The organism is Sphingobacteriales bacterium (assembly GCA_016711285.1).
Taxonomy (GTDB): domain Bacteria; phylum Bacteroidota; class Bacteroidia; order Chitinophagales; family UBA2359; genus JADJTG01.
Genome location: JADJTG010000002.1, coordinates 860,821 through 873,287 on the forward strand (window position 1 = coordinate 860,821; position 12,467 = coordinate 873,287).

Sequence of the window (12,467 nt, forward strand, 5' to 3'; positions counted from 1 at the left end):
AAAATAATTTTTTATTTATCTAAATTTTTAAGAAAAACAATGAAAAAAATTTTTGTTTCTTCTCTTATAGTATTGGGTGCATTGGCAGGAGCTACGGGTTGTGGTATGAAACCCGCCGAAGTAGAGGCTAAAATTGCACAAAAAGTAAGTGCAGCCATTGATTCGGTAAAAACTGCCGATGAAGCCGATTGCTTGAAACGAATTGAAGAAGAAAGAACAGCAGCACAAACAGCTTTGCAAACTTTGCGCGATTCTGTTGCTACCGCAAAAACCAGCAAAGGTGTAGCCGCCACTACCAAACCGGCTGCTGCTAAACCGGCTGCTAAACCAACTACTGCTCCGGCAACACCTCCGCCAACTTCTACGACTGCTCCGGCAACACCTCCGGCTCCTAAAAAAGTAGATGTGACCAAACGCCCCGGTGCTAAGTAATAAGTAAGATTATTGTTTGCTTTTGCAAGCATCATAAAAGCGGCTTTTCCTGCATAATGGGAATGAGCCGCTTTTATTTTTATAAAGAAAGTTAAAAAACAAACAAATTCCACAACAATATACGAACTTTGTACATTGGTGCGTTTGTTTTATATTGTTGTTGGTTTTGAATATTGATTTTTAATTAAACACTACCATATTTACATAAAAAATTATGACTCGTTTGCTCACCCCTTTGGAATTAAAAGTGATGAATTTACTTTGGAAAATGAAAGAAGCCTTTGTAAAACAGTTAGTAGAAAAATGGCAGGAAAGCGAAAAACCCGCTTATAATACCGTTTCTACTACGGTGCGTATTTTGGAGGAAAAAGGTTTTATTCAGCATAAGACGGTAGGTAGAGGCTTTATTTATTTTCCTACTATCAGCAAAGTAGCTTATCAAAAAATGCACGTTGCCAATGTATTGGAAAATCTTTTTGCTGGTTCGCGCAGCGGTTTTATATCAGCATTGATGGGCAACGATGAAAAATTATCGGCAGAAGAAATATCTACTTTGCGCCGTATGATAGATGGTCAGGAAGCGGCGGAGCAAAATACCACTGTTTCATCAACAAAATGACGATATACTTTTCAGGTATGTATATTTTTTAAAACTGCTCTCTCTTTGTATCAGTTTTATGCTTAGTTATCTGCTTCTGTCTTATATTACGCTGCTTATCGGAACGGCACTGTATCTTTTGCTGATACGCCGCCGTTTTTCGGCACTATTGTGCAAAAGAGCTGTTTTGATGCTACTCGCTATATCGGTAGTGATGCCTTTGTATTGCGTATATCAGTATCGCATCAATCCCGAACCACAAGTAATAGTTCAGCACCAAATAGCCCTTACCAACGATATTTGCAACGAATACTGCTTTGCCGACCCTGCCTCCGTTGATTCCTGTTGGTCTTTGGCTATCAGTCAGGCACAGTTTTGTCATTGCGCTCATATAGAAAAGAAAAACATTATCGTATATCACAACAACAACTGGTATAGTTTTTTATCCAAACAGGAGAATACTTTTGCTTCGCTGATTATAGGTGCGGGGGTGTTGTTGGTCGTTTCTTTTACGCTGCAAATTATTTGGTTGCTCTATATTATTGCCACTTCAAAACAAGAAACACTGTATATCGCTGGAAAAAAAATCATTTTATTGCGTCCGCGAAAAAAAATGCCGATAGGCTCTTTTTATTTATGGAATAAATATATGATTTGGCAAGATAGTAAGCAGGAACTGAATGCACAAGAGCGCGAAGCGATTTTGATGCACGAATATTCTCATATCTGCCAAAAAGACACCTGGATAAAAATGTTTATTCATTTGGCACAAGTGCTGTGGTGTGTGCATCCAGCATATTATTTTCTTCGCCGCGAGTTGTTGCGCCTCAGCGAGCACATCGCCGATGAAGTGGCAGCCCTGCATTTGGGCAATGTGCGCCAATATGCGTATTTACTGCTGAAAATGGAAAGCCGCGAACCACTCCCCGCCGCGCTGTCGGCGTTTAGCAATAATAGTTTGCTGCACGAGCGCATACAATATCTGCTCAATCCGCAGTTGCATCATCATCGCTTACCCACTGCCACGCGCTATTGGAGCAGTATCGTTATCGCCGCCATAGCAATAGTGATGAGTTTCACTTCGCAAAGGATTTTTCCTTACATCACCCAACAAACCGACCGTTTGCAAGTATATGAAGCCTTGCATCGCGAATACGAAACCTGCGGTAAAACCATTTTTTGCGCCCATTGCTTGGCAAAAAGTATTTATGACAAAGATATAGCCGACAAATCTGTTATTGTTGAGTAAATTTGCAGCACTTTTTGTGGGTAGCCGTATATTTTTTTCAACCACTTTTTTGCAGTATCTTTTTTACCCTAAAAATCTCTGAATTTTTTTTCAAAGGAAATCACAAAATACAATAAATAAAATATTATGAGCTTAGAAAATACCATAAACGAAGCTATCAAACAGGCTATGAAAGCAAAAAATGCCGGTGAATTGCGTGCTTTGCGTGCAATTAAGTCGGCGATATTATTGGCAAAAACCGCCGAAAACGCCAACGATGTATTGAGTACCGATGACGAAATTAAATTGCTCACAAAACTGAGCAAACAACGCCAAGATGCGATACAAATTTACAAAACACAGCAGCGCGAGGATTTGGCAGAAAAAGAAATAGAAGAATTGGAGGTAATTATGCAATTTTTGCCCAAACAACTCACCCGCGACGAACTGATTCAGGAGGTGCGCAACATCATTGCCGAAACAGGTGCTGCTTCGCCCAAGGATATGGGAAAAGTAATGGCAATTGCCAGCAAAGCCTTAGCCGGAAAAGCCGAAGGCAGTGCCGTATCGGCGGTAGTAAAAGAACTGCTGAATAATACAACAGGAGCATAAATAACCAATGCTCTGTCTTTTATATCAAATTTATCCTTTTTATTTTTTGTGAATACAGATGTTTCTGTGGCTGCTATCAATGAAATAATAGCAATGCGCCGTTCCGTAAAGCCGGAAGATTTTGATACAACACGCAAAGTGCCGCGTGAAGTTGTAGAAAATATGCTCGCCAATGCCAACTGGGCTCCTACACATGCCTACACCGAGCCTTGGCGGTTTAAAGTATTTGCCAGTCCAGAGTCGCTAAAAGACTTAGGGCTTTTTGAAGCCGAATACTACAAAAGCCAAAGTAGTGCTGACACTTTCAATAACAAAAAATATGAAAAAGCGCAGCAGCGACCTTTGTATGCTTCGTATGTGATTGCGATATGCTGGAAACGGCAAGCCAACGAAGCTGCCAAAATTATTCCCGAAACAGAAGAAATAGCAGCAGTGGCGTGTGCGGTGATGAATATGTGGCTCACAGCAACGGCTTATGGAGTGTCGTGTTTTTGGGGAACAGGCGGCAGCACCTATTCCAACGCTTTACGCAATTTTTTGGCGTTGCAGCACAATGAGCAATGTTTGGGATTTTTGTATGTAGGTTATGCCGCCGCAGATGCAGCAATGAAGGCAGGAAGGAGATTGACAGCGATAACAGAAAAAGCCGTGTGGTTATAAAAAAAAACGACCGATGCCTCTCGGCGTCGGTCGCAGCATAGCTCACATCAAAAAGTTAAACCTTCAAAACCTATCATATAGACTGTTTTTTTTAATAAAGTCACAAAAAAACAGTCATAAATATTTAAAATGTTGTTTATTTTAAATAAAACAAATAACAAACCGCCGTCACCGGGATAGCTTTTTGTTTATTTTCTGCCCAAAGTAGCCGACAAATTGATTTCGGCACTAATGCCTATAAAGGGTTTTAGTTTGATTTCTTTGTCTTTGCTGAGGTTATCTTTATTTTGTTCAATAAAAGTTGCTCCTGCATTGATGCGTACAAATTGCAAAGCACGATACCCCAGTGCCAAATAAAAAGGTCGTTTGATAAAAGGGCCACTCATGACCTGATTATTGTCGTCTTTGAGGTCGGTGATGAAAACACCTGTGGAGATGGCAGTATTTTTGAAAAATGCCGGAGCCAATGCAGACCCCGAAAAAGGTATAGATACGCCCACAAAAGGAGCCGAAGCAGTAGAAACATCAGTGCCGTCATTATTGAGATATATTCCACCATAGCCTACATTTACTGCCAAATAGTTGCGCGTGGACTCTACGGGATAACTGGCAATATCGCTGCTACCCTGAAAAGCATACAAATCATTTTTGAGATAAGAGCCGAGTTCTTCGTTGAGGATTTTGTTCAACTCTTCCACCTGCTGATTAGCTCCCAATAATTTTTCGGTGCTTTTTTTCATGTTTTTATCTTCTTTCTGCTCTTTATCCTTGATATCCAACTTAAAATCAATAGCTTGTTCGGATTTACTAATCTGACGCAACTTTTGCGAAATTATGGTAGAGTAGCCATCAAACGGCATATCATACATACTCTTGTGATTAGACAATCCTTTTTTTGTTATTGTGTTCAGTTCGCGCAATACTGTTTTGCGGTTTTTATTCATACGCAAATGGTTGCCTTTTGCCACAAAGGTAGATTGCAGGTATTTATTCATAGACTGCACAATTTCTTTGCGGGCAGCCTCTTTGTTTTTATTGTCAGCAACTTTATAATTACTGAGTTTAAAATCATAATTATTGCTGCTACGCAATTTATAGTTCACAGGGATTTCAAATTGGTTGCCTTTATTGGTAACACTGCGTGTCCAACGGTTGATGTATAAAGGACTGCGATGCTTGCCGGCTTTAAAAATTTCAATTTGCACCATGTCCGTTGTTTGGGTTATTTCGCCATTTACAATAAAGTTGGTTTCGGCGGGCAATTCGTTTCCTTTATTAAATAAATTGCGTTCGCGGTCGTACAAAATGGTTTCGTATTGTGCTTGCAGCCCCCAAGAAAACAAGAAGAGAGCCAATAAGGTCAAAAATGATTTTCTGATACTCATAATAAAAAATAATTAGTTTTAGATGAAGTAAAATAAAGAATTATAAATAAAATATACACAGCTCCTATATATAGAACAATCTTTTTATCTAAATATTTAAAACTCAAAACATACGCATAAATTCAAATATAGCGGTGTTTAAAAGTATCGTTGTTGTTATAAAAAAACGATTAGGTAATAATGATGAAGTAATTTGTCGAAAAAAAAAACATTTCAACAATGCTGTATAGTGGCAAAAATAACATTTGACACAAAAGCAAATGGGGGTGGGCAATCGGGGAATAATATTAATCGGTCGGAGGGTCATTATCCGAAGAGCGTTCACCGGCAGATTTATCGTTTTTATACATATCCCGTAGCATATTTTTGTAAGAAAGTGCCTGCTTAATAGTAAACAAGTCCACCACTTCAGTTACATATTTCAGTAACGAAATGGAGTGCATCACTTGTTTTTTCAGCGATTCGGGGGCTTTTATTTCCGCGTCTAACTGTTCAAAAATATTAGGTCTGGTTTGCATGGCGATTCTTTGGTTAAAATGAGACACATAAAGAAGAAGTTAAGTTTCATTTTCGGATAATTTTTTAAAAAATATTTAAGTCTTTATCCTTTTGAAATAACTCATAAATACGATTTCTGGCTCTCAATAGCCGCATTTTTACGGCACTTTGTGATACATTAATGGTATCTGCTATGTCTTTCACACCTAAATCATCTTGATACTTCATCAACAGAACGGCTCTTTCCTCCGGTGTTATTTGCTGCAGGTACTCTCGTAATTTGGAAATTTTTATATCGTATAAAATTTGCTTTTCTATATCCAAATTAGATTTATCCTCTATATCATCGGTTATTTCTTCTTCTTCTAAAACGGATACAAGCTGGCGGCTTTTCTTTTTTAAAAAATTAATACTTTCGTTATAAGTAATGCGATAAATCCAAGTAGCAAAAGAGGCTTGTTGTTTAAATGCGGATAAACTGGTAAATATTTTTATAAAAATATTATGCGACAAATCTTTGGCATCTTCCTCATTTTGTGTCATAGAATGTGTTTTCCTGTAAATTTTATCTGCATATCTATTATACAACTCTTCAAAGCAGTCAGATTGCTTATCCTCCACTATGAGTTTTATAATATCTTCATCGGATAATTTTTTTAAATCTCTACGGAACGACATTCAATGAAAGGGTCTAAACTTTTATTGTACTTTTTAGATAACTGAAACAAAAATGGTCACTGATTTGTGAACAAAAATCCTTGATTATTATTTAAAAAAGAGAGCGGTATTTCTTTGTCTAAATGTTTGTATGCCATCTCGGTGGCTTCTCTGCCGCGCGGTGTGCGCTTCAGGTAGCCCTCCTTTATCAAAAATGGCTCATAGACTTCTTCCAGTGTACCGGCTTCTTCGCTTACGGCAGTGGCTATGGTAGTGATACCAACCGGGCCACCGCCGAACTTATCAATGATAGTGGACAAAATACGGTTGTCCATTTCATCTAATCCGTGCTCATCTACATTGAGTGCTTCAAGGGATATGCGAGCGATGGATAAATCTATGTTTCCGTTTCCTTTTATTTGGGCAAAGTCGCGCACACGGCGCAGCAAGGCATTGGCAATACGCGGAGTGCCGCGGCTACGTCTTGCTATTTCATACGCGCCCTCTGTTTCGATGGGAGTTTGGAGTAAATATGCCGAGCGGTTTACGATTTTTATCAGCGTATCTACGTCGTAGTATTCCATACGGCAGGTGATACCGAAGCGCGAGCGCATAGGTGCCGACAATAAGCCGGAGCGTGTGGTAGCTCCTACTAATGTAAACGGATTGAGGTTGATTTGAATGGAGCGAGCATTGGGACCGCTGTCAATCATAATATCAATTGTAAAATCCTCCATTGCCGCATACAAGTATTCTTCTATTACTTTTCCCAAACGGTGTATTTCATCTATAAACAACACATCGTTGGGCTGTAAATTGGTAAGTAAACCAGCTAAATCACCGGGTTTTTCGAGTACGGGACCCGATGTGATTTTGATACCGACTCCCAACTCGTTGGCAACAATATGAGAGAGGGTGGTTTTTCCTAATCCGGGTGGCCCGTGAAGCAACACATGGTCAAGGGCTTCGCCGCGCCGTTTGGCTGCTTCTATAAAAATTTTAAGGTTATCCACCATTTTTTCCTGCCCTGTAAAATCAAGAAATTGTTTAGGACGCAAGGCACGCTCTAATTCCTGCTCTTCGGAGCTGAGTGTATTATTTTTTTGATGAAACGGAGATGTACTCATAGGTATTTCAGGTCGCAAAAAATGAATTTGCTGTCATTGAATTCACTAAAAACGATAACAAATATATGTTATACCATCAACAAATTTAAATAAATTTGACTTTTATTTTGGCAAAATCCTAAAAATCAATATAATTAATTTATTATCAGTTATTTGTAAATAATTTTCAAAAGAAATAATATTGATACGATATAAACATATTTTAGGCATTTTTTTTGCTTGTATCAGAAAATAAATTATCTTTGTGCTATTCTTCAGCTAATACGGCGCATTTTTTATTAAAACATTGCCGTTATTTTCAGTGTTATTTTTTTACGATAGACATTATAATTGTGTATATTTTGTAGATAGATTCCATAACTATACTTCAAAATCTTACTAAATTCAACCATATAAATTCAGCTTTTGTATTATTTTCAGTTACTCAAATTCAATTTATTTTTGACTATCTTTGTATAAGTTCTGTACAACAGATTGTGTTTTTATTTACTGAAATATAATTATTTACATATTTTAATAAAAATACATATAAAAAAAACACAACAACTTGTATTTTTAAAAGTATTTAGATTTGGTGTTATCTTTTTTATGTATAAAATAATCAGGCAGGAAAGCATCACAGCTATTCAGTAAGCTACAAAACAATAATACAAAAAATTTAAACCAAATATGCAGTGTGATATTCTTATACACTCATAAAAAATTATTTTTCGTTCATTTTCATAATCATACACAAGGCGGATAATATTTTATTCCTTACCATTCATCTGATTATTTACATCATTTTTTTACATTTTTTTTTAAAAAGTATATTATTAAACAAAAACATATTCGGTAAAAAATTATTACCGATTTGGGAGTTGCTACTATAATACACCTTTTTTATACTGATACCATATTTTATTCATCCAATCATTTATCACAATTTAATTTCTTTTTATGTACGACATCTTGCAACTAAATGACATGTTGCTGCCAGAGCTTCAAGAGATAGCAGAAAGTTTAGAAGTGAAAAATCCGAACAAACTTGAAAAACAAGACCTTATTTTTGAAATATTAGATCGTCAAGCTGTTAATCCGGAAGCTATCGAAAAAATAAAAAATAAAAAACAACAACAACAAAATAGTAATAAACATCTTAAACCTGCCGCTCCGGACCATAATAATAAAAAGAACCCGACAAAAGAGCGTGCTGCCGCTCCGCCTCCTCATAACAACGACAAAGGCAAGAAACAACATTCGCCTTCGCCTCAGGAGATGCCGACAACAACAATGGAAATTTTTGCCGAATCTACCCCACCAACCGAAAAAGAATCTGCAACTCCTGCTGCTCAAAAACAGCGCAAACATATACCTCGTAAGCCACAGGGTGCGGAATCGATGCAATTAGAACAATCTCGTCAAAAACCGCTGCCGCCTATTTTCAAGCAGGACATAAACTTCGTATCGCCGCCTGCCACCACAGAAAGCACGCCGCCACCTCCTACACCACCACCTGCCAATACAGCAGAAAATTCGCCTGCATCAACTCCGGAAACTCCGCCTGCCGTTGCCAAAACCGATAAAAAAAACAAAGAGTTTATCAACGCATCTAAACTAATGCAAGAGCCGATAGCTTTAGGAGGCTCTAAATCTACACCACCTACGCCGCCTACTGCCACCAATATCGTAGCACTCATTGAACCCGAACAACGCAAAGTGCAGCCGCAACAACCGGCAGGCAATCATCGCCAACAGCAACAAAACCAACAGCAAAATCAGCAGCCCAGACAACAGCAACAACAAAATCAGCAGCAGCAACAAAAAAACAACAAAAAAGAGTCTATTTTTGATGTAGAGTTTGATGGCGTAATTAAAGCAAGCGGTGTGCTGGAAATGATGGCAGAAAATTACGGATTTTTGCGCTCGGTGGACTATAACTACCTCTCTTCGCCCGATGATGTGTATGTGTCGGCTTCGCAGGTAAAGTTATTCGGATTAAAAACAGGAGATACAGTGCAGGGTTCGGTGCGCCCACCCAAAGACGGCGAACGCTACTTTGCTTTGCTGCGCGTGGACAGCATCAACGGCAGAAGCCCTGAAGAAGTACGCGACCGTGTTACATTTGATTATCTCACACCTTTGTTTCCACAAGAAAAATTTCGCTTGGAAACTACTGCCGACAAAATACCAACTCGTGTAATTGATCTGTTTTCGCCCATCGGCAAAGGACAGCGCGGCTTGATAGTGGCGCAACCCAAAACCGGAAAAACATTTTTGCTCAAAGATGTAGCCAATGCCATTGCTACTAACCACCCCGAAGCCTATCTGATTGTATTGCTCATTGACGAACGCCCCGAAGAGGTGACAGATATGCAGCGCAGCGTACACGCCGAAGTGGTAGCTTCTACCTTCGATGAACCCGCCGAAAAACATGTAAAAGTGGCAGAAATTGTGTTAAAAAAAGCAAAACGTTTGGTAGAGTGTGGGCAAGATGTAGTGATTTTGCTGGATTCTATCACGCGCTTGGCACGCGCCTACAATACGGTAGCACCGGCATCGGGCAAGGTATTGTCGGGCGGTGTAGAAGCCAATGCGCTCCACAAACCAAAGCAGTTTTTCGGAGCAGCCCGCAATATCGAAGGCGGCGGCTCACTCACCATTTTAGCCACCGCCCTCATTGATACCGGCTCGCGTATGGACGAGGTAATCTTTGAGGAATTTAAAGGAACGGGTAATATGGAATTGCAACTCGACCGCCGTTTATCCAACCGCCGTATTTATCCGGCAGTGAATTTGATAGCCTCCGGCACGCGCCGCGAAGACCTATTGCTGGAGCGCGATGTATTGCAAAAAATGTGGGTTTTGCGCAATCACCTCTCGGATATGACCACCGAAGAAGCGATGGATTTTGTGTACAAACGCCTCAAAGATACACGCTCCAACGCCGAGTTTTTATTTTCTATGAATGGCTAAATTTAAATTAAAAGGATTTTTTTAATAAAAAAATTGCTTATTCAAGAGCAAAAGCCTATCTTTGCCGACCTTTTGGCACAAAAGGAAATAGAAACAACAATATTGTATAAAAAATTAATAAATAGTTTGAAGCGATGAAACGGACTTATCAACCCTCGCGTAGAAAGAGAACCAACAAACACGGTTTCAGAAAACGTATGGCAAGCAAAAATGGTCGCCGTGTGTTGGCAGCACGCCGTGCCAAAGGCAGACACAAATTGACGGTTTCTGACGAAAGACGTTTGAAATAATCACTGCTGCTCACTGAGCTTATATTTTTTATCCAGACTTTCGCTTGACGGCTTAGTTGATAAACAAAAAAGGGAGTGTTTTTTTGACAAGCATCTCCATACATTTTTGTTTATCCATTGTTTAAGTTGCTTCAAGCGAAAGTCTTGTTTTTTTACTATCTCACAAAAAAAATTATCACCAATACAATAATTGTCATTTTTTGGTGTTTTTTTTCTGTATCATTTTTTTATACCTTATACCTTTCCCTTTGTTTAAAAATTTACTTAGACAAGGGAGTGATTTTATTGTTGATATTTTTGTATAAAAAATATGAAAACTGCTGCCTCACCTTCCTATCGCTTGCCGCGCCATAGCAAACTCAAAAGCCGCTACATACTGCAAGCTCTTTTTCAACAAAAACAAAAAGGGAAAAATTTTTATCCGCTTCGTGTGGTGTGGTACGCTCAAAGCAATTAAACAGCACAGGTGCAAATAGTAGTTTCTGTTTCAAAAAGACTATATCCCCTCGCTACGGCTCGCAACCGTTTCAAACGCCAACTCCGCGAAGCCTATCGCTTGCAACAATACCTTTTACAAGATACACTTACGCTCAAAAAGCCTCATTCATTGGCTTTGATGTTGCTGTATATCGGCAAAGAGGAAGCACCTTTTTCTCTTATTTACCGCCAAACAAATGTTGCTTTGCAGCACATTTGCCAACAACTGAATTATCAACTACCCAATGCTACAACAACATTATACTAAATCTTGGGCGGTGCGCATGGTGCAATGTTGTATTCGTTGGTATCAGAAATTTATATCGCCGCTCTCGCCGCCTTCTTGTCGTTATATGCCCACCTGCTCGCAGTATGCTTGGGAAGCCGTCGAAAAGCACGGCTTTTGGAAAGGTATTAAATTGAGCGTCAAACGCTTGGCTTCGTGCCACCCCTGGGGCGGCAGCGGCTACGACCCCGTTCCTTAATGCTCCCAAAAACTATATCATCGGCGAACGCTCGAAAGGTCGGGAGCGATCGAACCAATAGCGGTAGGTGTGGTGTGTTTTTACTAAATCACAATCCAAATGCTTAGGAATAGTAAGCATTTTGCTATTAAAATCTCCAACCCAGTTCATTTCTATATAGTCGTATATTTTATCTTTTTTTATTACTTGCACGGCTTTGTGCATCATACCGCTTTCAATGCCTTTGCCCTGCTGCGAAGGAATAATACCAAAAGCAATGCCCAGCAATTTGCCGTTGCTGCCTTGTGTTTTTTGATAATACAAAAATTTTAATTTGCCCCACCAATTCAAATTACCGTTTAAGTGTTTAGCAATTTCGTTGAGTTCGGGCAAAGAGAGAAAGAAAGAAATTGGTTCGTCTTTATAATACGCAAAAAATACTACTCTTTTATCAACCACCTGCTCCATTGATTTAAAAAGAGCGCGTGCTTTTTCGCGGCTCATAGGTTTAAAATTATCGTGATTTTTTCCCCACGCCAAATTATAAATATAGCAAAAATCATCGGCATATTCCGCAAAGTTTTTTTGACGTGCATCTTCAAAACGATATTCAGGATTATTGATAATGGCTGCCATTCTTTTTTCGTATCGCTCAGGAATCGGAATATCAATCAGGCGACCAAAGGTGTATTGTTTAAAATAGAGTTGAAAACCGTAATCTTCAAAAAAATTTTGATAATAAGGCGGGTTATAGGGCATACAAAATACGGGGGAGTGGTCGAAGCCCTCGACCAAAAGTCCCCACCAACGCTCGCGCTCGCCAAAATTGACGGGTCCGTCCATTCCTTCTAATCCGCGTTGTTGCAACCATTCTTTGCAGGCATCTAAGAGCATAAAAGCCGCTTGCCGATCGTTGATACATTCAAAAAAACCCATACCGCCAACGGGAGCGTTTTTGTCGTAGGAGCGTTCGGGGTTGTAAAAAGCGGCTACTCGTCCGATGCTTTTGCCCTGCGCATCAAGTAGCACCCAGCGTATCGCTTCGCCGCCGTGGAGGAGTTTGTTGTTTTGAGGCGAAAATACT

At 39.4% G+C, this 12,467-nt stretch carries 15 protein-coding genes; 10 read left to right on the forward strand and 5 right to left on the reverse strand.

What is annotated here, in order from left to right:
* Positions 1 to 39 precede the first annotated feature (39 nt).
* The 5 genes from IPL35_03920 (at position 40) to IPL35_03940 (ending at position 3,530) form a co-directional block, all read left to right on the forward strand.
* Positions 40 to 432 (forward strand): hypothetical protein, encoded by a 393-nt coding sequence (locus tag IPL35_03920; protein MBK8442602.1) that lies wholly within the window; start codon positions 40 to 42, stop codon positions 430 to 432.
* 214 nt (positions 433 to 646) lie between these two features.
* Positions 647 to 1,051: a BlaI/MecI/CopY family transcriptional regulator gene (locus IPL35_03925; GenBank protein MBK8442603.1), complete on the forward strand. Its 405-nt coding sequence runs from the start codon at positions 647 to 649 to the stop codon at positions 1,049 to 1,051.
* Between the two features lie 58 nt (positions 1,052 to 1,109).
* Complete coding sequence (locus tag IPL35_03930; protein ID MBK8442604.1) at positions 1,110 to 2,279, forward strand: M56 family metallopeptidase; 1,170 nt, start codon at positions 1,110 to 1,112, stop codon at positions 2,277 to 2,279.
* A gap of 126 nt (positions 2,280 to 2,405) precedes the next feature.
* Complete coding sequence (locus IPL35_03935) at positions 2,406 to 2,870, forward strand: GatB/YqeY domain-containing protein (protein ID MBK8442605.1); 465 nt, start codon at positions 2,406 to 2,408, stop codon at positions 2,868 to 2,870.
* A gap of 66 nt (positions 2,871 to 2,936) precedes the next feature.
* Positions 2,937 to 3,530, forward strand: a complete 594-nt coding sequence (locus tag IPL35_03940; protein MBK8442606.1) for a nitroreductase — start codon at positions 2,937 to 2,939, stop codon at positions 3,528 to 3,530.
* A 188-nt stretch (positions 3,531 to 3,718) separates the two neighbouring features.
* On the opposite strand, the gene IPL35_03945 is transcribed toward IPL35_03940, so the two are convergent.
* From IPL35_03945 to ruvB, 4 genes are all read right to left on the reverse strand, one after another.
* A complete protein-coding gene (locus IPL35_03945) occupies positions 3,719 to 4,915 on the reverse strand; it encodes a hypothetical protein (protein MBK8442607.1) in 1,197 nt (398 codons plus the stop codon).
* A gap of 287 nt (positions 4,916 to 5,202) precedes the next feature.
* Positions 5,203 to 5,433, reverse strand: a complete 231-nt coding sequence (locus IPL35_03950) for a hypothetical protein (GenBank protein MBK8442608.1) — start codon at positions 5,431 to 5,433, stop codon at positions 5,203 to 5,205.
* A gap of 64 nt (positions 5,434 to 5,497) precedes the next feature.
* Complete coding sequence (locus tag IPL35_03955) at positions 5,498 to 6,034, reverse strand: RNA polymerase sigma factor (GenBank protein MBK8442609.1); 537 nt, start codon at positions 6,032 to 6,034, stop codon at positions 5,498 to 5,500.
* 113 nt (positions 6,035 to 6,147) lie between these two features.
* Positions 6,148 to 7,197 carry a Holliday junction branch migration DNA helicase RuvB gene (ruvB, locus tag IPL35_03960; GenBank protein MBK8442610.1) on the reverse strand — a complete coding sequence of 350 codons (1,050 nt, stop codon included), beginning with the start codon at positions 7,195 to 7,197 and terminating at the stop codon, positions 6,148 to 6,150.
* 939 nt (positions 7,198 to 8,136) lie between these two features.
* On the opposite strand from ruvB, the gene rho reads away from it, so the two are divergent.
* The 5 genes from rho to yidD all read left to right on the forward strand — a co-directional run bounded on the left by rho (position 8,137) and on the right by yidD (position 11,404).
* Positions 8,137 to 10,152, forward strand: a complete 2,016-nt coding sequence (gene rho, locus IPL35_03965; protein MBK8442611.1) for a transcription termination factor Rho — start codon at positions 8,137 to 8,139, stop codon at positions 10,150 to 10,152.
* A 134-nt stretch (positions 10,153 to 10,286) separates the two neighbouring features.
* Positions 10,287 to 10,442 carry a 50S ribosomal protein L34 gene (gene rpmH, locus IPL35_03970; GenBank protein ID MBK8442612.1) on the forward strand — a complete coding sequence of 52 codons (156 nt, stop codon included), beginning with the start codon at positions 10,287 to 10,289 and terminating at the stop codon, positions 10,440 to 10,442.
* Positions 10,443 to 10,752: 310 nt separating this feature from the next.
* Positions 10,753 to 10,899, forward strand: coding sequence for a hypothetical protein (locus IPL35_03975; GenBank protein ID MBK8442613.1), 147 nt, complete (start codon positions 10,753 to 10,755; stop codon positions 10,897 to 10,899).
* A gap of 9 nt (positions 10,900 to 10,908) precedes the next feature.
* The gene (locus IPL35_03980) at positions 10,909 to 11,187 is read left to right on the forward strand and encodes a ribonuclease P protein component (protein MBK8442614.1); all 279 of its coding nucleotides are present in this window, start codon (positions 10,909 to 10,911) and stop codon (positions 11,185 to 11,187) included.
* Positions 11,165 to 11,404, forward strand: coding sequence for a membrane protein insertion efficiency factor YidD (yidD, locus tag IPL35_03985; GenBank protein ID MBK8442615.1), 240 nt, complete (start codon positions 11,165 to 11,167; stop codon positions 11,402 to 11,404). The genes IPL35_03980 and yidD overlap by 23 nt, the downstream gene beginning before the upstream one ends.
* A gap of 12 nt (positions 11,405 to 11,416) precedes the next feature.
* On the opposite strand, the gene IPL35_03990 is transcribed toward yidD, so the two are convergent.
* Positions 11,417 to 12,412: a hypothetical protein gene (locus IPL35_03990; protein ID MBK8442616.1), complete on the reverse strand. Its 996-nt coding sequence runs from the start codon at positions 12,410 to 12,412 to the stop codon at positions 11,417 to 11,419.
* Positions 12,413 to 12,467 lie beyond the last annotated feature (55 nt).

Bases quoted from the DNA above. Each gene is read 5' to 3' on its own strand.
- IPL35_03920 (MBK8442602.1), top strand. From the start codon at position 40: ATGAAAAAAATTTTTGTTTCTTCTCTTATAGTATTGGGTGCATTGGCA.
- IPL35_03925 (MBK8442603.1), top strand. From the start codon at position 647: ATGACTCGTTTGCTCACCCCTTTGGAATTAAAAGTGATGAATTTACTT.
- IPL35_03930 (MBK8442604.1), top strand. From the start codon at position 1,110: ATGCTTAGTTATCTGCTTCTGTCTTATATTACGCTGCTTATCGGAACG.
- IPL35_03935 (MBK8442605.1), top strand. From the start codon at position 2,406: ATGAGCTTAGAAAATACCATAAACGAAGCTATCAAACAGGCTATGAAA.
- IPL35_03945 (MBK8442607.1), bottom strand. From the start codon at position 4,915: ATGAGTATCAGAAAATCATTTTTGACCTTATTGGCTCTCTTCTTGTTT.
- IPL35_03950 (MBK8442608.1), bottom strand. From the start codon at position 5,433: ATGCAAACCAGACCTAATATTTTTGAACAGTTAGACGCGGAAATAAAA.
- ruvB (MBK8442610.1), bottom strand. From the start codon at position 7,197: ATGAGTACATCTCCGTTTCATCAAAAAAATAATACACTCAGCTCCGAA.
- rho (MBK8442611.1), top strand. From the start codon at position 8,137: ATGTACGACATCTTGCAACTAAATGACATGTTGCTGCCAGAGCTTCAA.
- rpmH (MBK8442612.1), top strand. From the start codon at position 10,287: ATGAAACGGACTTATCAACCCTCGCGTAGAAAGAGAACCAACAAACAC.
- IPL35_03975 (MBK8442613.1), top strand. From the start codon at position 10,753: ATGAAAACTGCTGCCTCACCTTCCTATCGCTTGCCGCGCCATAGCAAA.
- yidD (MBK8442615.1), top strand. From the start codon at position 11,165: ATGCTACAACAACATTATACTAAATCTTGGGCGGTGCGCATGGTGCAA.